The sequence below is a fragment of the Methanoculleus chikugoensis genome (assembly GCF_900095385.1).
GTDB lineage: Archaea > Halobacteriota > Methanomicrobia > Methanomicrobiales > Methanoculleaceae > Methanoculleus > Methanoculleus chikugoensis_A.
Map to the genome: position 1 here is coordinate 53001 of NZ_FMID01000004.1, position 22749 is coordinate 75749.

The 22749-nt window shown below is 59.4% G+C and carries 16 protein-coding genes, 2 tRNA genes and 3 rRNA genes; 13 read left to right on the plus strand and 8 right to left on the minus strand.

Going from position 1 to position 22749, the window contains the following annotated elements; genetic code table 11:
• The first annotated feature begins 321 nt into the window (after positions 1-321).
• The 5 genes from L21_RS00690 to L21_RS00710 all read left to right on the plus strand — a co-directional run bounded on the left by L21_RS00690 (position 322) and on the right by L21_RS00710 (position 4601).
• Positions 322-795 (plus strand): DUF2178 domain-containing protein, encoded by a 474-nt coding sequence (locus L21_RS00690; RefSeq protein ID WP_074368585.1) that lies wholly within the window; start codon positions 322-324, stop codon positions 793-795.
• Positions 779-988, plus strand: coding sequence for a helix-turn-helix transcriptional regulator (locus L21_RS00695; protein WP_074368586.1), 210 nt, complete (start codon positions 779-781; stop codon positions 986-988). Before L21_RS00690 ends, L21_RS00695 begins: the two co-directional genes overlap by 17 nt.
• A gap of 464 nt (positions 989-1452) precedes the next feature.
• Positions 1453-2697: a COG1361 S-layer family protein gene (locus L21_RS00700; protein WP_074368587.1), complete on the plus strand. Its 1245-nt coding sequence runs from the start codon at positions 1453-1455 to the stop codon at positions 2695-2697.
• A 15-nt stretch (positions 2698-2712) separates the two neighbouring features.
• Complete coding sequence (locus L21_RS00705) at positions 2713-3384, plus strand: ABC transporter ATP-binding protein (protein ID WP_074368588.1); 672 nt, start codon at positions 2713-2715, stop codon at positions 3382-3384.
• A complete protein-coding gene (locus L21_RS00710; protein WP_074368589.1) occupies positions 3381-4601 on the plus strand; it encodes an ABC transporter permease in 1221 nt (406 codons plus the stop codon). The genes L21_RS00705 and L21_RS00710 overlap by 4 nt, the downstream gene beginning before the upstream one ends.
• Positions 4602-4756: 155 nt before the next feature.
• On the opposite strand, the gene L21_RS00715 is transcribed toward L21_RS00710, so the two are convergent.
• On the minus strand, positions 4757-5398 hold the full coding sequence (locus L21_RS00715; RefSeq protein ID WP_074368590.1) for a tetratricopeptide repeat protein: 642 nt from the start codon (positions 5396-5398) through the stop codon (positions 4757-4759).
• A gap of 82 nt (positions 5399-5480) precedes the next feature.
• Between L21_RS00715 and L21_RS00720 the strand changes: the two genes are divergently transcribed.
• The 3 genes from L21_RS00720 to L21_RS00730 all read left to right on the plus strand — a co-directional run bounded on the left by L21_RS00720 (position 5481) and on the right by L21_RS00730 (position 9133).
• Entirely contained in the window at positions 5481-5987 is a 507-nt protein-coding gene (locus L21_RS00720) for a flavodoxin domain-containing protein (RefSeq protein ID WP_074368591.1), read from the plus strand.
• A 188-nt stretch (positions 5988-6175) separates the two neighbouring features.
• Complete coding sequence (locus L21_RS00725) at positions 6176-7501, plus strand: WD40 repeat domain-containing protein (RefSeq protein WP_074368592.1); 1326 nt, start codon at positions 6176-6178, stop codon at positions 7499-7501.
• A gap of 111 nt (positions 7502-7612) precedes the next feature.
• Positions 7613-9133: an MBL fold metallo-hydrolase gene (locus L21_RS00730; protein WP_074368677.1), complete on the plus strand. Its 1521-nt coding sequence runs from the start codon at positions 7613-7615 to the stop codon at positions 9131-9133.
• 129 nt (positions 9134-9262) lie between these two features.
• Here the strand turns inward: L21_RS00730 and L21_RS00735 are convergent, their stop codons facing one another.
• Positions 9263-10555, minus strand: coding sequence for an APC family permease (locus L21_RS00735; RefSeq protein WP_074368593.1), 1293 nt, complete (start codon positions 10553-10555; stop codon positions 9263-9265).
• Positions 10556-10747: 192 nt separating this feature from the next.
• Between L21_RS00735 and L21_RS00740 the strand changes: the two genes are divergently transcribed.
• From L21_RS00740 to L21_RS00760, 5 genes are all read left to right on the plus strand, one after another.
• The gene (locus L21_RS00740; RefSeq protein ID WP_074368594.1) at positions 10748-11197 is read left to right on the plus strand and encodes a hemerythrin domain-containing protein; all 450 of its coding nucleotides are present in this window, start codon (positions 10748-10750) and stop codon (positions 11195-11197) included.
• Between the two features lie 103 nt (positions 11198-11300).
• On the plus strand, positions 11301-11738 hold the full coding sequence (locus L21_RS00745; protein WP_074368595.1) for a hemerythrin domain-containing protein: 438 nt from the start codon (positions 11301-11303) through the stop codon (positions 11736-11738).
• A gap of 787 nt (positions 11739-12525) precedes the next feature.
• Positions 12526-14289: a formylmethanofuran dehydrogenase subunit B gene (locus L21_RS00750; protein WP_083608675.1), complete on the plus strand. Its 1764-nt coding sequence runs from the start codon at positions 12526-12528 to the stop codon at positions 14287-14289.
• 646 nt (positions 14290-14935) lie between these two features.
• Positions 14936-15784, plus strand: a complete 849-nt coding sequence (locus tag L21_RS00755; protein WP_074368596.1) for a class I SAM-dependent methyltransferase — start codon at positions 14936-14938, stop codon at positions 15782-15784.
• A gap of 310 nt (positions 15785-16094) precedes the next feature.
• The gene (locus L21_RS00760) at positions 16095-16307 is read left to right on the plus strand and encodes a hypothetical protein (protein WP_256711799.1); all 213 of its coding nucleotides are present in this window, start codon (positions 16095-16097) and stop codon (positions 16305-16307) included.
• 56 nt (positions 16308-16363) lie between these two features.
• On the opposite strand, the gene L21_RS00765 is transcribed toward L21_RS00760, so the two are convergent.
• From L21_RS00765 to L21_RS00790, 6 genes are all read right to left on the minus strand, one after another.
• Complete coding sequence (locus L21_RS00765) at positions 16364-16573, minus strand: TOBE domain-containing protein (protein WP_074368598.1); 210 nt, start codon at positions 16571-16573, stop codon at positions 16364-16366.
• Positions 16574-16944: 371 nt separating this feature from the next.
• Positions 16945-17066: ribosomal RNA gene (gene rrf / locus L21_RS00770) — 5S ribosomal RNA — on the minus strand.
• A gap of 5 nt (positions 17067-17071) precedes the next feature.
• Positions 17072-17143: transfer RNA gene (locus L21_RS00775), tRNA-Cys, on the minus strand.
• A gap of 94 nt (positions 17144-17237) precedes the next feature.
• Positions 17238-20165 (minus strand): 23S ribosomal RNA (locus L21_RS00780).
• A gap of 126 nt (positions 20166-20291) precedes the next feature.
• Positions 20292-20364, minus strand: a tRNA-Ala gene (locus tag L21_RS00785).
• Positions 20365-20431: 67 nt separating this feature from the next.
• Positions 20432-21898: ribosomal RNA gene (locus L21_RS00790) — 16S ribosomal RNA — on the minus strand.
• The 16S, 23S and 5S rRNA genes sit together here with 2 tRNA genes alongside, the layout of an rRNA operon.
• Positions 21899-22749: the final 851 nt, after the last annotated feature.

A 22749-nucleotide genomic window follows, 5' to 3' on the forward strand; every position in this document is an offset into this window, starting at 1 on the left:
TTAACAGGATTAAAGGAAATCCATTTAATGATAACGTCCCGCATTTTCTGTAAAATAAATACCCTGTACCCGGCCCGCTCCTCTCTCACCCGTCAATGCACACCGTGCACCGTCTCGCTCATCGCCGGCCCAGGGGATATCGGCGCCCATGCCGGCGCAAAAGGGGAGGAAGGGGCACCATAGAACCCTTCCCGGCAGAGTGTCAGGCGGAGAACAATCCGGATAATCGCACAGGGCGTCTGTCAGGACGGCGGGATCTCCTGCTGACCCTGAAGTTAAACATTAATAACGAAATGCCCAAGCTTGTATACACAGACTGCTATGAAGCGAAACACGTTCTATCTTCTGGCCGGCATCGTTGCGCTCGCCGAGGTCGGCATCTTCTGGCTCTCGGTGGAGCTCGAGAGACCGATCCTGATCCAGGTCGCGTTCGTCCTCGGCGTCCTCCTGCTGTATGCGGCGCGAAGGGCGGTCGAAGAGAGAATAGAGGACGAACGGACGGCGATGATCACACAGAAGGCGGCGCTCCGGACACTGGAGGTCTTCTGGGTGGTCTTCTTCGCGGTCAGCCTGGGGAGCGCGGTCATTGCGTTCTCGAGGCCGCTCGGGTTGCGCCCGCCCCACCCGGGACCTCCCGGAACGGCCCCACCCGACGTGCTCGAACTCCCGTTCATCGGCGGTTTCGCTCTCTTTCAGATGGCGTTGCTCTGCCTGATGATCTTCCTGTACGTCGGGTTCAGGATGTATTACGCCCGCAAGTACGGGGGCTGGGATACCGATGAAGAACAGGATTAAGGTCTACCGGGCGATGCACGACCTGACCCAGGAAGGGCTCGCAAACGAGCTCGGGGTCACCCGGCAGACCATTCTCGCCATCGAGAAGGGGAAGTACGACCCCTCGCTCGAACTCGCCTTCAAGATCGCCAGGTTCTTCGGCGTCGCCATCGAGGAGATCTTCCTCTACGGCGATGTGACGGAGCGGAAGTAACCCCCAAGACCGGGGGCGCTGCCCGGGCGTTTCCGGCCCTCAATCCCGATTCACCATAACAAATAAGGCAGCCTGCCCCCGGCCATCGCCTCCACTTTTCGATCCCGGATTTCGTGCGTCCTTTGATCGCAGATCCTGCATAACCCACCATGCCGGCGCACGATCCATGGAAGCCGGTGGTTCGGCGGGACGAACCGAGACGTACCCGTAGGCCGGTGCCCGTTCACGAAAGATGTCGAGTCAACCCACCATTTTGTTCAAAATATATCACCATTAGTAGGTTATAAATAACAATATGTAAAATGTACCTTACATTGTCCGGCAGTCCTTCCCGCAGATTCCGAGAAGGGCGCGACATCAGAGCAGCATATCAAAAGTGAGTGAGAAGACCATGAAACCTGCCAGAACGATACCAGAGCAGCACCGATACCGTACGGGAACTCCCATGCCCGGAGGCAGAGCGGATGATGCGTAACCTCTGCATCCTGCTCCTCCTTCTCTCGACAATCGTGGGTGCTGCGGCGGCGGCCAATGCGTCGGCGGAGGAACAGATCGCGGTCACCGGGGTCACCGTCAATCCCGAGACGCTCATGCGCGGGGATATGGGCACGGTGACGGTCGATATCAAGAACACCGGGGGGACAGGCGTTGCCATCAGCAGGGCTGAACTCTATCCCAACGGGATTGCCGTCGTCAACGACAAGACCTACGATTCGGTGGGCATCATCGGCCCCGGGAACACCATGTCGTTCACGTTCACCGTGCGGGCCGATACCGCGGACGGCATCTACTACCCGGTCTTCTACCTGGACCTCCGGGACAGCGGGAGCGTCCGCTACTCCATTCCGGTGACGGTTGAGAGCACCGAGATTCAGGTCAACGTCGTCGACGCCCCGGAGACCTACCCGGCAAACAGCGAAGACACCATCGTTCTCTCCGTCGGAAACCCCCGTGAGAACAGCGTGAACGGCGTAACCGTCACCCCGACCGGCGAAGGCGTCAAGAGTACCCAGACGGCCGTCTTCCTCGGCGCCCTCTCGCCGGACGATGAGAAGAACGCCTCGTTCCGGATCCTGGCATCGCAGTCGACCGAACTCACCTTCGATGTCTCCTACCGGAACGGGATCAACGAGCACCACGCCATCCTGACCGTTCCTATCGAGATCGGTCAGAGAACGGTCGAACCGGACATGGTGGTCAATAACATCGAGGTGTCGCAGAGCGGCGGCGCGATCACGCTGACCGGCGACGTGACCAACGCCGGCCTGAAAGATGCGTACTCTGTCAAGATCACCGTTGATGACCCGGCGACCCCGACCGACCCCTACCCGGTCTACGTCGTCGGCGGACTGGAACCGGACGACTTCTCGAGCTTCGAGGTCACGTGCAGCGCCGAGGGCGCGTCCTCCATCCCACTCCTCGTCCAGTACAAAGACGAGAACGGTAAGACCTTCAGCGAGACCGTGACCGTCTCCCTCTCCTCCGCAGGACAAGCGCCGCAGACCGGCACCGGCAACCAGATGCCATCCGGCATGACCGGCGGCCCGCAGGGTGGAAGAGGGGGCATGGGTATGTTCGGATCGTTCGGCAGCGGGTTTTCGCAGATCCCGGTAGCGGAGATCCTCCTCGTGATCATCGGAGGCGTGGCTGTCGTCGCCGCATGGCGGAAGGGTTACTTAGGGAAGATCCGTGACCGGCTCCGCAAGTAACCCGGGGGAAGACAGATGATCAGTCCGGTTATCGAACTCGACGACGTCAAAAAGGTCTACCCCCTCCCTTCGGGCGACGTCAAGGCGTTAAGAGGGATATCCCTCCGGATCGACGAGGGAGAGTTCGTTGCCATCATGGGGCCGTCGGGGTCGGGCAAATCAACCCTCCTCAACCAGATCGGGTGCCTCGATCGTCCTACGTCGGGCGACCTCTTTCTCGCCGGGAAGAACACCAGGGAGATGGACGACCGGGAGTTGACCAGCCTCCGGCTCACCTCCATCGGCTACATCTTCCAGAAGTTCAACCTCATCCCCCTTCTTTCCGCCTACGAGAACGTCGAATACCCCTATATCATGAAGCACAGGAAGAACGACGACACCGGGCGGGTGAGGGATCTCCTCGCCCAGGTCGGGATCGACGAAAACCTCTCGGCACATAAGCCAAGCGAACTCTCGGGAGGCCAGCAGCAACGGATCGCGATCGCCCGGGCGCTCGTCAACGACCCAGCCATCCTCCTCTGCGACGAGCCGACCGGTAACCTGGACTCGCAAACGAGCCTCCAGATCATGGAAATCCTCGCGGGTCTCCACGGCAGGGGCCGGACAATCGTCATGGTGACCCATAACCCGGAGACCGCCGGGTACGCGGACAGGACGATCACGATACGGGACGGGATGGTCGCATGATCGGAAACGACATCATCTTCGCGCTCTCGATACGGAGCGTCAGGCTCCATTTCCTCAGATCGGTCCTCGCCGCCCTCGGTATCGTGATCGGCGTCGTCGCCATCGCCTCGATCGGCATGATGGGGGCGAACATGACGCTCTCGGTCACGGAGGAACTCTCCGATATGGCGAACAAACTTACCGTCACCGCATACCGCGGAGGCGGGGGTGGCATGATGGGAGGACCAGGCGGTGGAGGCAACGGTGGCTCCTCCGACGACGATGCGATCACGGAAAAAGAGTTCAAGACAATTCAGCGCATCGTCGCGAAGTACGGGACCACCTACACCGTCATGTCGGAATCCGACCGGATCGAGGTCGGGTCGAAAGAAGGAAGAGCGACCATCTACGGCCTTGATGCGGAGATCATCCGCGGGATCCTCACCGTCGAGACGGGAGAGTACCCCAAGAGCACGACCTCGGTGGTGGTCGGGCCGACGCTTGCAGAACGGCTCGACCTCAAGATAGGGAGCAAGATCGATATCGGCGACCCCGACGATGGGTCCACCGCGACTGTCCGGGTCGTCGGCATCCTCGAGGAGCGCGGCATGTCGATGGATCTCTCCACGGATATGGCGATCGTCGGCACCCAGAAACTCTTCACCGGCATCTACGGCGGCGAAAGTGAGTACGACCAGGTCAACGTCGTCGTGAACGACTTAAACGATATCGATGCGGTCACGGAGGCGATCGAAGACGAACTCAACAGGAAAGAGGATACGGTCACCGTCCAGGACAGCAGCCGCATGATGGAGAGCATCACCTCGACGGTCTCCACGATGACGACGTTCGTGATGGCGATTGCCGGGATCTCGCTCCTCGTTGCCGCGGTCTCGATCTTCAACGTCATGATGATGTCGGTGAACGAGCGGGTACGTGAGATCGGGATCCTCCGCTCCATCGGGACGCAGCGAACCGAGATCCTGCGGATGTTCATCTACGAGGCAGGGATCCTCGGGCTCGTCGGAGCGGTCATCGGTGCCATTGCGAGCATCGTCATCGGCTATATCGTCGTGCTTGGCATGGTCGGCACCGCCGAGTACTTCTTTGCGCCCGGGAGCGTCGTCTACGTCCCGATGGCTATGGCCGTCGGCGCCGCGATCTGCATCATTACCGGGGTCTACCCGGCGTGGCGGGCGTCGAACCTCGACCCGATCGAGGCGTTGCGGGCCGAATAGGATGATTCGCGCCTTTGCGCGAGGAGGGGTACAGGGACAGTAACGATGCCTCACGCTAAGTGCGACGGGCGGGATGTCCGGAACTTGAGAAGACCGAAGGCCTTCGAAGAGCACGAGATAGATAAAAGATAGACTCCAGGGCAAACCACCCGCACTCACCGGCGCTGAATCGCCGCCCTCTCCGCCCGCCCGACCAGTTCCCGGAGCACCGCCCGTGCGAGATCCACGTTGCCGTAGTCGCGCTCCCGGGCGACGTCGCGGATGCAGGCCGGCACCTCGACGACCCGCCCGGCCTCCCGGATCTCTGCTTCGAGCGCCGCGAGACCCCGCCTCTCCCGCATCCGGTCCCGGTGCCAGGCCGCCGACCCCCGTTCCGGGTCGATCGAGAGAACCGCCTCGTAACACTCCAACGCCTCGTCGTAGCGGCACATCACCCCGAGCACCCAGCCCCGGCTCTGCCAGGCGAGGATGTGCTCCGGGTCAAGACTGAGCGCCCGATCACAGCAGGCGACCGCGCTGTCGTGCTCCCCGAGGTGCGCGAGAGCGTAGCCCTTCCGCTGCCATGCCGTCGCATCGTCGGGATCTACGGCGAGCGCCTTATCAAAACAGGCAACCGCCTCGTCGTAGCGGCCGGCCTTGATGAGCGCAAAACCCTTTCTCCTCCAGAGGACGGGATCGTCGGGAGAGAGTTCAAGTGCCTTATCGTAACAGACGACCGCATCGGTGAAACATCCGGTGGTGCAGAGAGCCTGACCTCTGTGATACCAATGTTCGGCATCCTCATCTCTAGTCGCCATCGAACCTAAGGGGGGGATCAACCCATAAGAAGATAACCCGGCCCGCAACGAATAAGACCGGTCGAACACGAAGTAACTACTCATGGCAGAGAGGATTCTTGTTGCCTACGCCACCCGCTACGGCTCTACCGCAGAAGTGGCGGAAGCGATCGGCGACGAACTCCGTAAAGCGGGCGTCGATGTCGATGTCAGGCCGGTGGACGAAGTCGGGGATCTCTCCCCCTATCGGGCCGCCGTCATCGGGAGCCCGATATACATGGGGAAATGGCTCCCGGAACCCCAGGTATTCATCGAGAGAAACCAGCAGCGCCTGCGCACCATCCCGGTCGCCTACTTCGCCGTGGGCCTCACGGTCACGGACAGAAGCCCCGAGATCCTCAGGAAAGCGGAGGCATCGATGGACTCGGTCAGGCTGCTCGTCAACCCGGTGGAGGTCGGTATCTTCCCGGGCAGACTGGAGAGCAGCGGCCTCTCCTTCACCGACCGCACCATCGTCAAGATGATCCGGGCAACGACCGGGGACTTCCGCGACTGGGGGGCCGTCCGCGCCTGGGCGCAGGCGGTGCACCTAAAGATCGCAGCGGCGTGACCGGCCGTCACACCGTTTTTCACCGGCGGGATGCATGCAGCCCCCTCTTCTTGCGATACGAGATGCAATGTGCAGGCCTTCCGGGAAAAACGGGGGATCGTGATAACGGCGTATGAATAAAGTGGGCATGTGGCCCGATGCCGGGGTAAGATAGGTATATATACACCTATTCCGTATCACTGCACACCATGACCCGGATCAGGTGCTATCCAACTCAAATAGCCCATAGCAGTCTCATAAAGCGCCCCAAACCGCCCGGGCACCGGAGGATCGAAGGGATCCTTGCATGCTTCATCACACTCTGCCTCATCTGCGGGATGGGGCAGGCGTATAGTCTTGAGAATGTCACATCAGAGGACAGGTTTCTGGTCGGGACGAAACTCTATCTTAACGCCGACAGCGGAGGTGGGACGACATCGAGCGGCTCCTCCGGATCCGGTGGCGGGTCATCCGCCCCCGTCCTGCTCTGGACATCCAGGTTTCCGGCCGCCGTAACGGCGGTCGATATACGTGCCGACGGGGCCGTCGTGGTTGTCGGAACCGCCGACGGGAACGTCACCCTCTTAAACAGCAGCGGCACCACGCTCTGGACGGTGCCGGGCGACGATCCGGTCAGCGCGGTCGGGATCGCCGACGACGGGAACGGCATCGCGGCGGGAACCGGGGACCTGCTCATGGTGCTTGACGCGGGCGGCAGCGTCGTCTGGACAGTGGACGCCGGAAGTAAGGTTCTTGGGGCCGCGATCTCCCCGGACGGAGACTGCTGTGCCGCAGGGACCGGCGCGGGCGACCTCCTCGTCACCGACAACCGGGGAAGCGTCCTCTGGAGCGTTTCGCTTGGAGGCGCGGTCAACACCGTGGCGGTAGGCTCGGGGGGTATGCTCGTGGCCGCCGGTACCGAGAACGGCACGACCCGTCTCCTGGACGCCGAAAGCAACGTGCTCTGGACGCATGGTACAGGGGCCGCCGTTCACAGCGTCTCGATGACGGGTGACGGAGCCGTTATCGGCGCCGGAACCGCCGGCGGCACGGTCGTCATGCTGGACGGCGAAGGGAAAGGAGGTACCGTATGGACGGCAGAGAGCGCGGCGAACGCGGTCCACTTCGACGCCGACGGCTCCGCGCTCGGCGTCGGTACGGACGGCGGGTACGCCTACCTGATGAACGGCGCCGGGCTCAGGACCTGGCAGTACGGCAGGATGAAGAGCCTCGACGGGAAGAACTGCGCCGTCACCGGGATTGCGCTCTCATCCTCGGCCGACTACCTGGTGATCGGCTCGGATAACCGGAACGTCTACTACTTCGCGTTCACCTCCCGGCTCCCGCCGACCGTGATGAAAGAGCTCGAACCGGCCTTCCCAGAAGCGACACCGGCCGCCGCCATGAAGACAACTTCCGCGGCCGGCGTCGCCGCCGCCGAGGCTCTGACGCCGCAGGAGGCGCCCGGGTTCTCTGCCGCCCTCTGCCTCGGGGCCCTGGCGGTCGTCGCCGTCTCGCGGCGCAGAGGCCGATAACCCGGATCGCAGAACCCACCATTCTTCTTTTGTCGAACCGGGTTCCTCGGACCGCACAAAAAAGTGCTTATAGGACGGCCGCTCACCTCTATAAATCATAAGGTGAACCGGGTGAATAAATACTCTTTTGTCGCCAGAATGCCCGACAAACCGGGCGCGCTGCATCGCGCGGCCGAGATCGTCAAATCTTATGCGGGCAACATCATCCGCATCCAGTACGACCGCAGGATCGATCCCGCCACGGTCTTTTTTGAGGTAGCCGCAGAACCGGAGAGTTACTCCCTGATGAAGAGAGACCTCCACGCGCTCGGCTACCTCCAGGAGTCGCTCCCCAAGCTCGGGTTCCTCAAACTCTCCGTATACCTCCCCCACGAACCCGGCTCCCTCTTCGAACTCCTCACCTACGTCACCGGGGCGGGGGCGAACATCGCCTACATCGACTTCGACGACCGGAGGCCGGACCCCGGGAGAGTCACCATCAGCCTGAACGTCGAGGAGACCGCGATCGTCGAGAGCCTGCTCGACCGGCTGAAGTCCCGTTATCGGCTTGAGATCCTGGAGTACGACACCACCGGCGAGAAACTCGACGACACCGTCTTCTACGTCCGGTTCGCCCAGGCGGTGCGGGGGCTGATCGGGACGGCTGAGGACGAGTTCCTGCTCTCGCTCCTCCAGGACGTCAACCACATCGTCCAGGAACTCAACAGTCTCGGCCAGGACCCGAGAGAGGTCTTCGAGTCCATCCTGCTCACGGGCCGGACGCTCCGGGACACCACCGGCGACCGGTTCTACGCGGAGGTCCAGCGCATCGGCCTCGCCGACGACGTCGAGGTCTTCTGCTTCCAGATGCCGGGCGGTGGGAACATCTTCCTGCTCCGCGCCCCGGACGAGACGGTGATGATCGATACCGGATACGGGATCTACCACGAGGACGCCGTCCGGATGTTCCGGCACTACGGGCTCGGGGATCTCGGGGATATCCGGAGGATCTATATCACCCATGCCGATGCCGACCACTGCGGGGCGGGGGGGCTTTTTAGTGCGAAAGCGTATACGCACACCGGGTCGCTCGAGATCATCCGGCGGGCAAACCGGGCATACGGATCGCGCAGCGAGTCCTCGATCCTCGAAGAGGTCTACACGACCGTCATCAACCTCTTCTCACACTTCACCCCCCCGAACGACCCCGAGGTCTTCCCGGCGGAGAGGCTCGGCATGCGCTCGATCTTTCCCGTCCTCGCACGCTTTACGGTTCACGACCTCGAGTTCGAGGTTCTCGAATCCCTCGGCGGGCATATGCACGGCCAGGTCTACTTCTTCTGCCCCACGCACGGGATCATCTTCACCGCCGACACGCTGATCAACTTCGGCAGCCTCGACGAGGCGCGGAAACGCTACAACTCGCTCGCCGACTTCCTGGTGACCTCGGTCAACGTCGACAGCGACTGCGCACGCCGGGAGAGGAAGGCGCTGCTTGAACTGATCCGGGACCTGGACGAGGAACTCGCCCCGGCCGGCCGCCGGTGCCTGGTCGCGTGCGGCCACGGCGCCATATCCGTCCTCTCGGACGGGAGACTGGAAGCGGTCGGGCCCATCGAGCGCTACCGGGCAGACGAGGAACGAGCGGGTTAATTCGGCGGGTGAGCACGGGCACCCATCAACCTGCCTTCCCGCGAGATCAGATTGTTGCGGAGCCCTCCGGCCCATCGTTCTTCTCATGCTCTCCCCTACGGGGAACTCACGTTTAGCTCCGTACGGCCCCTACTCGCCGGTCAGGGCAATCAGCGCACCGATGACGACCATGACCCCGCCGACCATCAGCACCAGAGACTCCAGCTGGATGAGGAGAAGGAGGGTCGAGACGATGCCGACGGCCGGGATGACCGGGAGCCTGCCGATGCTGCCCGGTATCCGGAACGGCCGGAGAGCGTCCGGCGCACGGTAGCGGAGCAGGATCACGGACGCGTTGATGACGGCGAACGTCACGAAGAGCGTGAAGTTCGTGATGCTTGCAACGAAGTCGATCTCGCCGGCAAAGAGGAACGCGATGGAGGCAAGCAGAACGGCGACGATGGCCGTCCACGGCGTCCGTGTCCGGGGGTGCACCCGGGCGAGAGCTGCCGGGAGCGAGGAGGAGGATGCCATCCCGTAGATGATCCGGGACGACGCCATCATCATCAGGAGGGCGGTGTTTGCCGTGGCGAAGAGAGCGATGACGGAGATGACGGTGAACGCCGCAGGGCCGAGGGCGACCGATGCGACGTCGGCGAAGGGCGCCCTCGACGCAGCGAGCTGCTCCCACCCGACGACCGAGACGGCGGCGAGGGAGACCAGGATATAGAGGACGACGGAGATGGCAAGCGCGATCATCAGGGCGAGGGGGATGGTTTGTTCCGGATTTCTGGTCTCCTCCGAGAGTTTCACGATCTCCTCAAACCCCATGTAGGCGAAGAAGACGAGTGCGGAAGCCTGCAGGAGACCCGAAACCCCGAAGGGCATCTCGAAGTAGTCTACCCGTCCAAGATACGGGAGGCCGATCAGGATGACCATGACGATTCCCCCGACCTCGATGAGGGTCATGGCGATGGCGGCCCGGGCGGTCTCCCTGATACCGTAGAGGAGGATCCCGGCAAGGACGAGGAGGAGCAGGACGGCGGAGGGGAGTGCCGGGAAGCCGAAGAGATCCGAGAAGTAGCCGGAGAACCCGAGCGAGACGGTCGCGGCCCCGAGGATGCCGGAGAAGGTGATCAGCCACCCGACGACGAACGCAAGCCTCCTCCCGAAGGCGTTTCTGACGTACTCGAACTCGGCGCTCGCACGGGGGTACATCGACGAGAGTTCGGCGTAACCGAGCGCGCTGAAGCCGGCGATGGCGGCGGCGACGGCGAAGGTCAGCCAGACGGCGTTTCCGGCCATGCAGGCCGCTTCCCCGAGCAGGGCATAGATCCCGGCCCCGAGGATGATCCCGACGCCCGAGAGGGTGACCGCAGGAAGGCCGAGTTCGCGCCGGAGCTTCGTTCCGGGAGCCGGGCTGTCCCGGTCCTCGTTCGACATGTACAGTCCTATGCGCCTGCAGCATTTATGGATATCCGGGAGCCTCCGCCGGGTATCGGCACGATACGCCATCCAGCCGGAGGGATCGCTGTCGGAAAGAGCGGACAGGCCGCGGGACGGAACTCCGCATAACGTATATATACCCGCCTCGCCCCTCATGGCTTCCCTGCAAGAGCGGGGGGAAGTGACTCGATGGCACAGAACGTTATCGACATCCTGAAGCAGGAGCACGAGATGGTGCTCTCGCAGCTCTCGGAACTCTCAAGCACGGGCACGAGCAACCGGGAGCAGAAGTACACCACCATGAAGGAGAACCTCATACCGCACATGATCGGGGAGGAGCAGGCCGTATACCCGAAACTCATGGACTCGGGGATGAAGGAGATGGCCCTCGAGTCTATTGAGGAGCACAACGCGGTCAAGACGCTCTTATCCCAGCTCGACAGCGCATCCACGTCGGAGGAGGACGTCTGGGTGGCGAAGATAACGGTGATCCAGGAGAACGTGCAGCACCATATCAGCGAGGAGGAGGAGCATATCTTCCCCGAGATGCAACAGAAGATGAGCAGCAGCGATCTCTCGAGTCTCGGCAGCAGTTACGAAGAGGCAAAGAAGAGCGCGATGCCGATGGCGGCACGCTGAGCGACCGGGCGAAGGTGTCGGCACCTCTCTTTTTTGGTCGGGATCGGCCGGGCGAAACCGTTAAGTTCCTCTTCCCCTATTCTCCCCCGGACGGAGGACGCGTATGCCGCAGGTTCTTGAACTGATCCGGGAGGATCACGATCTCATCAGGGCGCTCTTCGATGAACTCGAGAGCAATCCCGAGACCCGGGACGTCCGGTGCATCACGTTGCGCCGGGAACTGCCGGGGCACATGCACGCGGAGGAGGTTACATTGTATGCGCATCTCCGGGACAGGGTTCCGGAGGAGATACGGCGGTCGCTCGACGAACATAACGAGGTTCGTGCGACGCTTGCACGCTTCGAGAGAATCCCGCTCCGGGACGGCGCCTGGTTGCCGGGGCTCCGTGAACTGAGGGAGGATGTGGAGGCGCACTTCACAACGGAGGAGCAGAGAGTCTTCGCCCTGGCGGAGCAGCACCTCAGCAAAGACAACCTCTTTGGACTCACCGAGACATTCCAGCGGGAGAAAGAGGCGGCGGCACAGACTGCGGTGATGTGACCTGCCGGTGCTGCACGGTCCGATCGGCACCGCATCTGCGAACCTCCATCCCATCCGGCTGCAGAAGGTTCCCGGCACCGCGCTACCGACCGACGAAGAGGCGGCCTCGCGGGTACTGCACACCGTACGGGAAGAGCGGCGGTCCGGTTATGCAGTGCGAGCAAGAGCGTTTCGGAACTCTGAAGGTTGGCAGGGAACGCTTCCAGACCCCGGCACCCTCCGGGGGCGGTTACCCCACGAACAAGTTAATCAAATACACTCAACAAATGCATAATGTTAAATAGTTTCGGCTTATATTGACAGTATGATGCCACCGCGCTTGCGGTGCATCATGAGATCGACGGAATGCGAGCGAGAAACTGGAATACCAGAGCACCATCTCCCGCTGTTGAGAGGCCGACGAAGTAACGATCGCGCCCTGAAGTTCTCTCCAAGCATCAACGTAATGAATCCACAGGGCACCCGGGAGAAGATGAGGGAACGCACCGGGTAACACTGGGTAAACGCCACCCGGGTGCCTCTGAAGACGCCATGGAAGCCGGGCAGGATCGGCGTCGCCGGCCCTGCCCGACCAACTTTAACGCTGTTTTTGAAGAGATCCTGTGCGGGACCCGGGCTCTAACCGGCATCCGCATGCAGCATGCGGGCGGCGGACGGGCACGTGAACGCAACCGGACCTGCCCGGGTGCCGGTGGGCCGCGGCCCATAACCATCATGCCGTTACCATTACCGGAAAGTAAACATATTTTCATAACCCTTATCCGCGCGGAGGTCTGATTGAATTTCTATGGACGTTCTCATCACGAGCGGGAGGACGATCGCCCAGGGCAGAAAACTCTACTACAAAGACATGCCCGCATATTCCGATGAAACGGCACGCTGTTTCGTCAACCCGTTCGATCTCCTGGAACTCGGGGCCGCGGCAGGCGACTATCTTCTCCTCTCGACGGGCACGGGAGAAGAGGTGTTCAGCGCCACACCCTGCGACGATCTCGTCTCGGGAACCGTATTCATCCCCTGCGGGCCGCACGCAAATGCAATCCTGCACGCGACCACGCGGGGAACCGGTGCTCCGGATTACAAATGGCTGGAAGGGACGGTGACCCTGACCCGGAGGCCCCCGCGATCGGGCTGGGATATCCTCATCGAGGAAGGCGGTGCCGCATGCCCTCCGGTGCCGGCGCCCGTCGGCGGGGAAGACGGGGATCTCGTGACCATCCGCGACGTTGTCTGCCCGCTCTGCGGGTGCCTCTGCGACGACCTCGTCGTGAAGGTCGGGGGCGGGGCCGTCAGATCGGTCGATAACGCATGCTCGCTGGGCTCAGAGAAGTTCCTGTCGCAGAGCCGTCTCACGCACCCGATCTCGAACGATGGAGGTGCCTGGAGAGCGATCGGCTTTCGGGAGGCGATCCGGCGTACCGTGGAGGTGCTCGCCGACGCCGAACGGCCGCTCCTTTTTGGGTGGAGCGGGACGTCCGCGGAGGCGCAGTGCATCGGCATCCATATCGCCGAAGCGATCGGGGGCGTCATCGACAACTGTTCGTCGATCTGCCACGGGCCGTCGATCATGGGCATCCAGGAGGCGGGCCACCCGGGATGCACGCTCGGTGCGGTGAAGAACCGGGCCGACGTCGTGATCTACTGGGGCTCGAACCCCATCGAGTCGCACCCGCGCCACCTCTCCCGGTATACGACGTTCGTCAACGGGAAGTACCGGGACAACGGGCACCACGACCGGACTCTCGTCGTCGTGGACATCAGGGAGACCGATACCGCGAAGATTGCCGACGAGTTCATACGGGTCAAGCCGGGCGCGGATTACGCCGTGTTTTCAGCGCTCCGGGCAATCCTCAGGGGTCACGCGGACATCCTTCCTGCAACCGTCGGAGGCGTCCCGCGGGAGAGGCTGATCTGGCTCGCCGACCTCTGCAGGAACACCCGGTTCGGGGCGCTCTTCACGGGGATAGGCCTGACGCAGTCTCCGGGCAGGTACAAAAACGTCAGGAACGCCATCCAGCTCGTCGACGAACTCAACCGGCATACGAAGTTCACCCTGACTCCCATGCGGGGACACTGGAACGTCAACGGCACCAACCAGACGTTTTCGTACCTCACGGGCTACCCCTACGGCGTCGATTTCTCGCGCGGCACACCGTATTACAACCCCGGCGAGACGACGGCGGTCGATCTGCTCCGCCGGGGCGAGGCCGATGCATGCCTCATCATCGGCGCCGACCCCGGGGCACACCTGCCGAGGAGGTGCAACGAGCACCTCGCGACGATCCCGACCATCGTCATCGATCCGTTCGTCTCGCTCAGCACCTCCTTTGCGGATCTCCATATCCCGGTCGCGTGCGTAGGCATCGACTGCGAGGGAACGGGCTACCGGATGGACTCCGTCCCGATCCGGATGAAGAAGGTTCTCTCTTCGGGTCTCCCGACCGACGAGGAGGTGCTCTCAGAGATCCTCTCCCGGGTACAGGAGAGACGGCAACCTTACGGCGTAACCGTCCCGAAGACACCATCTTCAGAGGCGCCGCCGATAGCATGACGCGCGCCGCACAAGTAAAGGTAAATAGTTCGACCCGGAACAAAAGTTAAATATGTAACACCGTCAACAGATAGAATGGTGCCACCGCAGTGGCGGCGCATCATTGAGATCCAATTGTAAAAACCTCAATTCCATCAAACCAAACCGCGGAACACCGCGAACGCCGGGAACGGGGAAGAGCCCGACCGGGCATCGTGCCGGATGTCCCGGAAGGTGCTTCAACGGGGCGACAGGGATTCTTCCCGCTCTTCTCCACCCCTGGTTTTCGGTTTTGTGAATGGGGCCTTGTTGAGACCCCCTCAGGAGAAACATCGACTGCGTCCCGGACACGGGTTCCGGGGGGACTGCACACTTCGCACCTTCGGTGCTCACGCTCACTGTGTTCGCGCCTCGAAGCCTCACGGCTTTTCGTGCTCCGCTCCTATAGGAGCGTCGTTCTCCGGTGCTCCAGCTCCCACCCGTTGGCCGGTCGCATCACTATTGGGGGACCAGGGCATCAGACCGTGCATCTTATGCCGGACTGAGGGTCGATCGCAGATCATGCGCGCATCGCATCCGCGTAAAGTTAACATAATGAAGCCAACATTGTCGAAGAGTTACTGTCAACTTGTTAATACTTATCAGCCCATCCAGAGAATATTCCTACATGATAGGAGAGCAGCGCAAACTGAAATACAGGGTTAACTGGAGAGAGGCTCGGGAAGCGATCCTGAGCGAGAGGTTTAAAGGTCCGAAACTCCGTTTCGACCCCGATATAAAGACAAAAGCCGCCTCCGATTTCTCAAAAAGGGTCAAGGAAGGCGAATACGAGTACGGCAGGAAAACCGTGGAGATCTTCTCCGGCTTTCTCGACCCGTCTTCGGAGGTGCTTGAGATCGGACCCGGGCCGGGGACGGTGACCGTCCCGCTCGCAAAGCGGGTCAAAAAGATCACCGCCGTCGACCTTTCGCTGCGGAACATCGCTCATCTCGAGGAGAACCTGCGTGAAGAGTCCTGCGACAACGTCGAGGTGATCCATACGAACTGGCTGCGTACCGATGACGAGGCGTTGAAGGGCAGGTACGATCTGGTCTTCTGTTCGCACTTCCTCTGGATGATCCCGGATCTTGAGGAACACCTGAAAAAGATGGAGAACGCCTCCAGGAGATACTGTGCCATCGTGCAGCCCGCCGGAAGAGGCGATGTCGTCAAGGAAGTCTACACCCGGATTACCGGCAGGGAGTACGGCGGGGAATTCGAACCCGACGGCGACTACTTTGCCTACGTCATCCTCAGGGAGTGGGGCAGGCTGCTCAACGTCACGCACTTCTCGTTCACCAATACGATGACCGTTGAAGAGAAAGTCCGTTCGACGGCGTCGTTTGTCGGCCGATTCGTCGAGGTTGACGAGGACGTGGCGGAGCGCATCCGGGAGTCGGTCCTCCCGCATGCCGATGAGAACGGCACGTTCGTCGAGACGAACAACGTGGTGGTGATGTGGTGGGAGGTGGCGTAACCCGAAGCCTCCCATTCCGGAAAAATACGCCGACGGGGGATAGTGCCCCTTTCCAGCGAGAGCGCGCCCTCCACCCCGGGAATCGTGCATCTTTGTGGGGATAGACGGGAGGCCCCATTCTTACGGGTGGGGCAGTTCACACCCGCCCCCGATATTTTGTTATCCACCGGACACCCATATCAATCATCGAAGTCCCGGTATACCCCACCTTCGAAACTGCACAGGAGAATCCAGATTGTCCACCCCATATGCCAACCAGATTCCCCCATACCCGCACTGGCAGCGGATGATTTATCATCTCCCGCGTCCGGTGACCGAGGAGGACGTCGCCGCTTTTGTCCGGAACCAGGACCTTTACCTCAGGGAGACCGATGCAGGAGAGGTGCGGATCATCCACAAGTTCGGTATTGTCGAGATCAACTGCCTTATCGGCGAACGGACGATAGAGGTCTGGTTCACCCCCAATAAAAGTGCCGTTGCAGCGGCGTACGTCGATGCCCTCCTCGCCACACGGTTCCCGTAAGACCCCTCCGAAGCAAAAAAAAGAGAGAAGGGTGCCCGGCCTGCAGCACGAGCCGCTCAGTCCTTGCCTATCACGACCTCGGAGGCCTTTATCAGGGCGTAAACCTCCGATCCCTCCTTTAGATTCATTTTTTCGGCCGAATAGGTCGTGATGACCGAGACGATCTCGATTCCTCCGGGGAGGACGACCGTCACTTCACTGTTTATGGGCCCTTTCTTGAGCATCTTGATAGTGCCCTTCAACTGGTTCCTTGAACTGACTTCCATGCTGCACCAGATGAAGTCTGTCTTGACACCGCTATAATAACCTTATGACGATCTTCCCGTGCTGTGCTGATATAGAGGTCATCCCAATATTCTCGCGATCGTGACGCTGCATGCCATACACCAGTGAGAATCCGGATACCTCTCACTGTTCACGAAGCGCGGCTGACAGCCGACGCATCAGGCCCCGCGCTCCGGGTATGAGGCTGGGGTTAGGAGATATCCCATCGATAACCCGGGACCGGCCCTGCCGGGGCAGTTAGGTGTGATTGAGAGACGGTCTACAAACGCGCGTTACCAAAAACAGGCGATCGGAAACAGCAAACGCTCGCACAATAAGATATCAGAAGAACAGTTTTCAGAGTAAAGGGAGGTAATAGCAGCGAGTCGGGCTTCCCGAGGGCTCGCGCACCTCAGTACCACACGGCACGTGGGAGGGCTTAACTGCTGGGTTCGGAATGGGTCCAGGTGTTTCCCCTCTGCTATGGCCGCTATTACCAAAGCCAAGGCCCGGACTTGAACCGGGGTGTAGTTGATCTGCAGTCAACCGCGTGGCCGCTCCGCCACCTTGGCAAGCTGTGTTACCTCAGTAGTTTAGTCCTCCTTTTTATTTAAGGATTACTCACTCGGGGTGTTTTTGGTGCGTACTCCGGATTTCGTCTGAGTTCAGCGGACGGCATCGGACGTTAGTATCCGCGGACTGAACACGTCGTTGCCTTCGTGCTTACATCCCGGACCTATCAAACGGGTCTTTTACCCGTGTCCTCAACGGAGTCTCTTTTTAGGTCAGGTTTCAAGCTTAGATGCTTTCAGCTTTTATCCCTTATCGCGTAGCTGCTCGGCATTGCCCTGTCGGACAACCGATCGACCAGAGGCGACGACGGAAAGTTCCTCTCGTACTATTTCCATCTTACCTTCAGACTCCTAACACTCCAGATAGATAGTAACCGACCTGTCTCACGACGGTCTAAACCCAGCTCACGATCCCCTTTAATAGGCGAACAACCTCACCCTTGGCCGCTGCTGCACGGCCAGGATGGAAAGAACCGACATCGAGGTAGCAAGCCGCCGGGTCGATATGTGCTCTTGCCGGCGACGACTCTGTTATCCCCGGGGTAGCTTTTCTGTCGTCAATGGCCCTCATCAATAAGGCTCATTGGTTCGTTAGACCCGAGTTTCCTCTCGCGATTACTTGCTATGCGTAATCGCGTCAGGCCAACTTATGCTCTTGACACTCTCCTGTGAGTTTCTGACTCACATGAGTTGACCATAGGGCACCCTTGATATTTTTTCGAGGGTGTGGCGCCCCACCCAAACTGCCTACCTATCGTTGTCCTCAGGTTTGAGTAAGTGTTACAGTAAACCAAGGATGGTGTCTCATTGTTGGCTCCCCACCCCCCGGAAGGGGTGGATCGACGCCTCCCATCTACGCTGCGCAAGGAATACCGTAACACAGCGACAGGCTGCAGTAAAGCTCCACGGGGTCTTCACTTCCCATCTGGAGTCCCTAGTCTCTGCACTAGGATAAAATGTTCAACGGCCTCGTGTTAGGGACAGTAGGGCTCTTGTTAATCCATTCATGCAAGTCGCCAATTAAGCGACAAGGTACTACGCTACCTTAAGAGGGTCATAGTTACCCCCGCCGTTTACGAGTCCTTCGTCCGGTTGAACCCGGTGTTCAGATACTCGCACTGGGCAGGAATCAGTGACTATACTAGTCGTTTCCGAGTTGCAGTCACCTATGTTGTTATTAGACAGTCAGAGCCCCCTGGTCACTGCGACCTGCCTGATCGCCAGGCAGGCACCCCTTCTCCCAAAGTTACGGGGCTAATTTGCCGAGTTCCCTTAACACGATTAAACCGACACGCCTTAGCCTTTTCAGCTAGGGGCACCTGTGTCAGATCTCGGTACGGACATACGTCTCCCTTTTCACGGGCTCCAGGAATTTGCCGAGTTACCCCATCACGCCTTCACTCGCTTCTCACCATGGCGGTACTCCACGAGCTTGAACGCTTGGACAGGGCGACGACCCTGCCCGGCATATCCCGAAGCGTCAGGGCAGTAAACTGCTACAGACGCATGGTACAGGAATATTAACCTGTTTCCCTTTCGATGTGCTCGAATTACGACACACCTTAGGACCGACTAACCCTCGGCTGACGAACATTGCCGAGGAAACCTAGCCCCTCCGGCGGTTGGGATTCTCACCCAACTTTGCTTCTACTAATGCCAGAATTCTCATTACTACCCGGTCCACAGGAGCTCAAGCCCCTGCTTCTGCCCAGGCAGCACGCCTCTCTACGCCATCACGCTTGCGCGTGGTCCGTGGTATCTGTAGTAGGCTTTAGCCCCGTCCATTTTCAGTGCCCCAAACCTCGACTGGTAAGCTGTTACGCACTTTTTAAAGGATAGCTGCTTCTGAGCTCACCTTCCAGTTGTCTTTGGCCTGGGACGCCTTTCAGTGTTGACACTTAGCCTACATTGAGGGACATTAACCACGGTCTGGGTTGTCTCCCTTACGCATTACAAGCTTACCCCGTAATGCGGACTGCCAGCCTTCTTCGACGACGGGGAATTTGGAGTTTGACAGGAGGGTGAGGGATTTCTCCCCCAGCTCCCCCAATCAGTGCTCTACCTCACCGTCTATCTCCAGCCAGGTCATGCTACGGCATGTTTCGAGAGGAACCAGCAGATGCCCAGCTCGATTAATCTTTCACTCCTATACGCAGGTCACGCGAATGATTTGCATATCAAAACCGCTTGCGGTCCTCCACGCGCCTTTCGGCACACTTCGACCTGCCCACGCATAGATCGCTGGGCTTCGGGTCTTATCCTGCAGACTCCACGCACTTTTAATACGTCGTCCCATGCCCGAAGGCTACGGACCTGTTGGTTTCCCTTCGGCTCCCCTTTTGGGTTAACCTTCGCCTGCAGAATAAACTCTCTGGCCCGTTCTTCAAAACGTAGGTTACGACACCGGCAACCACGCCCGTACTACCGCCTCGCGACGGGTTCCTTCACGTGGAAGATCCTTTCGCGCCGTAACTCACCATCACCTATCAGTTTCAGGCACTTTTAACCACCTTTCAAGGGTTACTTTTCAGCCTTCGCTCACGCTACTAATACGCTATCGGTTTCGAGTAGTATTTAGTTTTGGAGGTTGATGACCCCCAGATTCCCGCGAGAATTCCAACCCGCGGTACTCAAGACACTACCAGGATACCTCGGTTTACATGTACGGGACTGTCACCCTCTTTGGTACCACATTCCAGAGGACTTCCATTTGACCTTGGTATCCGAACGGTAGGCTTACGACACCACATCTCCCGTTGCCGGGATTCAGTTTGAACTCTGTCGTGTTCGATCGCCTCTACTAACGACATCTCGGTTGATTTCTTTTCCTCCCCCTACTAAGATGTTTCAATTCGGGGGGTTCCCGATCCTTACGGATCAACACCGAAGTGTTGGGATGTCCCATTAGGGAATCTCCGGATCGTAGACTCCATGCGTCTTCCCGGAGCTTATCGCAGCTTGGCACGCCCTTCTTCGGCACTCGAACCGAGCCATCCACTGATAGGCATATCGCCGTTCCGCTGAACTCATTTAACGTCCAGAGTACGCACCTATACACAGCCTCCTCAGGTCAAAAGACCTTCAGCCCTTCCCCGGTGATTCACATCTCCGGGTGCATCGAAGGCAGGAAGGGATGCTTCCTGCCCAGTGGACTCAGGGGGATTTGAACCCCCGGCCTCCGCCTCGCAAAGGCGGCGCTCTTCCAACTGAGCTATGAGCCCGAATCTCCCGTTGACATCAGCAATTTTACGTTTTGTCCAGCAACCGCTTGACCCAAGTAATTTCATTAGGAGGTGATCCAGCCGCAGATTCCCCTACGGCTACCTTGTTACGACTTAACCCCCCTTGCGGAACCTAGATTCGACTGCGGCAACGACCGCAGCCTCATCCAAACCCCACTCGGGTGGTTTGACGGGCGGTGTGTGCAAGGAGCAGGGACACATTCACCGCGTTATTTTGAAACGCGATTACTACAGATTCCAGCTTCATGTGGGCGAGTTACAGCCCACAATCCGAACTACGGACAGGTTTAGGAGATTGCCTTCACCTTTCGATGTCGATACCCATTGTCCTGCCCATTGTAGCCCGCGTGTAGCCCGGATAATTCGGGGCATGCTGACCTACCGTTGCCCATTCCTTCCTCCCCTTTAGCAGAGGCGGTCCCAACAGTGTCCCCACCGATCCGGGGATCGTGCTGGCAACTGTTGGCGTGGGTCTCGCTCGTTGCCTGACTTAACAGGATGCTTCACAGTACGAACTGACGACGGCCATGCACCTCCTCTCAGCTAGTCATGCAGAGTCTTCAGCCCGGCAATCATTCCGCTGTCTTATCCGGTGAGATTCCCGGCGTTGAGTCCAATTAAACCGCAGGCTCCACCTGTTGTGGTGCTCCCCCGCCAATTCCTTTAAGTTTCAGCCTTGCGACCGTACTTCCCAGGCGGTACGTTTCACGGTTTCCCTTCGGCACCTCGACGACTCGTGGTCGTCGATACACCTAACGCACATAGTTTACGGCTGGGACTACCCGGGTATCTAATCCGGTTTGCTCCCCCAGCTTTCGTCCCTCACTGTCGAAGCCGTTCTGGTGAGGCGCCTTCGCCACAGGTGGTCCCTCGAGGATTACAGGATTTCACTCCTACCCCCGAAGTACCCCTCACCTCTCCCGGTTCCAAGATTACCAGTATCCCTTAGACGCCCGACGGTTGAGCCGCCGGATTTCCCAAGAGACTTAATAACCCAGCTACGAACGCTTTAAGCCCAATAAAAGCGGCCACCACTCGAGCCGCCGGTATTACCGCGGCGGCTGGCACCGGTCTTGCCCGGCCCTTTCTTCAGGTGTTATTTAGACACCTGGACAGCCTGCATATACAGGCACTCGAGGTTCCCTTATCACGGTTGCCCGCATTGTAAAGTTTTCGCGCCTGCTGCGCCCCGTAGGGCCTGGATTCGTGTCTCAGAATCCAACTCCGGGCTCTTGCTCCCACAACCCGTACCGATTACGGGCTTGTTGGGCCATTACCCCAACAACAACCTAATCGGCCGCAGATCCATCCTAAGGCGCCGGAACTTTGAGTTACAGAGCATTCCAGCATCTGTAACCTATAGGGTATTATCCCCAGTTTCCCGGGGTTATCCCCTTCCTTAGGGCAGGTTATCCACGTGTTACTGAGCAGTACGCCGAGGGCCGAACCCTCTCGACTCGCATGGCTTAATCGAACCCCGATAGCAGTGACCTCTGGCAGGATCAACCAGAATTTGGAAGTGATGCACACTACTAAACTTGGGAGGAATTAGCGGTTACTGAACAAATTTCCGCATTGCCAATGCCAACGTCAGAACCAACCCGCGTCACGGCGCGGTCGTGTCGGTTCTCCATCAACAGGAAAACAATGTTTATTTTACAAGTATTTAAACATGTGTTCCTGCATCGGATTCGAGAGCGAGTCTCGAACCTTCATATCCGTTTTGAATACAGGGAACTCGGCCCAAACCGGGTCGCGAGATTTCACCTGCGAGGGAATTAACGTTTGTGTTTGAACACATATAAACGTTTTCATCCCGCTACAGGATCCACCCCGGAGATTCCCGAAGGATCTCCGGCCCGATCTGAGAACCGTCCGGAAATTTGCGTTCCGGGCCCCCAGATGCTTCACCTGTGCAGAAACATATGTTTGTGAGTCATCACATATAAACATTGTTCCCATCCAGGTTCCAGGCCGGAAATCAAACATACACCCCCGACCCCCACCCGCGTCGCGGGTGGGTGAGTTCATCTTGTGAGAATATATATCGGATCTCCGGACATATAAACATTGTCACCCTGCATCAGACCCGACTCAATTGTCGGGCCCTCACAGCGGTTGAGGGACACGAGATCAGACCACCCCGGAAGGGCTGCACGATCCGACGTCCTGACAACACAGCCCTACTATGTTGTCACCAATGCCATATAAACATTTCCCTGCATCGTCGGATCCAAGCACACGGCTTCGACCCCCATAAACGTTGAGATCTCCGGACATTCTGCACATTCCGTGCAGAATTCACGCGGATTTTGCTCCCAACTTGACTATTACATGTTGATGGCGGAGGTATTTAAACATTTA

Coding starts and splice junctions, on each gene's coding strand:
- L21_RS00690 (WP_074368585.1), top strand. CDS start 322: ATGAAGCGAAACACGTTCTATCTTCTGGCCGGCATCGTTGCGCTCGCC.
- L21_RS00695 (WP_074368586.1), top strand. CDS start 779: ATGAAGAACAGGATTAAGGTCTACCGGGCGATGCACGACCTGACCCAG.
- L21_RS00700 (WP_074368587.1), top strand. CDS start 1,453: ATGATGCGTAACCTCTGCATCCTGCTCCTCCTTCTCTCGACAATCGTG.
- L21_RS00705 (WP_074368588.1), top strand. CDS start 2,713: ATGATCAGTCCGGTTATCGAACTCGACGACGTCAAAAAGGTCTACCCC.
- L21_RS00710 (WP_074368589.1), top strand. CDS start 3,381: ATGATCGGAAACGACATCATCTTCGCGCTCTCGATACGGAGCGTCAGG.
- L21_RS00715 (WP_074368590.1), bottom strand. CDS start 5,398: ATGGCGACTAGAGATGAGGATGCCGAACATTGGTATCACAGAGGTCAG.
- L21_RS00720 (WP_074368591.1), top strand. CDS start 5,481: ATGGCAGAGAGGATTCTTGTTGCCTACGCCACCCGCTACGGCTCTACC.
- L21_RS00725 (WP_074368592.1), top strand. CDS start 6,176: ATGACCCGGATCAGGTGCTATCCAACTCAAATAGCCCATAGCAGTCTC.
- L21_RS00735 (WP_074368593.1), bottom strand. CDS start 10,555: ATGTCGAACGAGGACCGGGACAGCCCGGCTCCCGGAACGAAGCTCCGG.
- L21_RS00740 (WP_074368594.1), top strand. CDS start 10,748: ATGGCACAGAACGTTATCGACATCCTGAAGCAGGAGCACGAGATGGTG.
- L21_RS00745 (WP_074368595.1), top strand. CDS start 11,301: ATGCCGCAGGTTCTTGAACTGATCCGGGAGGATCACGATCTCATCAGG.
- L21_RS00750 (WP_083608675.1), top strand. CDS start 12,526: ATGGACGTTCTCATCACGAGCGGGAGGACGATCGCCCAGGGCAGAAAA.
- L21_RS00755 (WP_074368596.1), top strand. CDS start 14,936: ATGATAGGAGAGCAGCGCAAACTGAAATACAGGGTTAACTGGAGAGAG.
- L21_RS00765 (WP_074368598.1), bottom strand. CDS start 16,573: ATGGAAGTCAGTTCAAGGAACCAGTTGAAGGGCACTATCAAGATGCTC.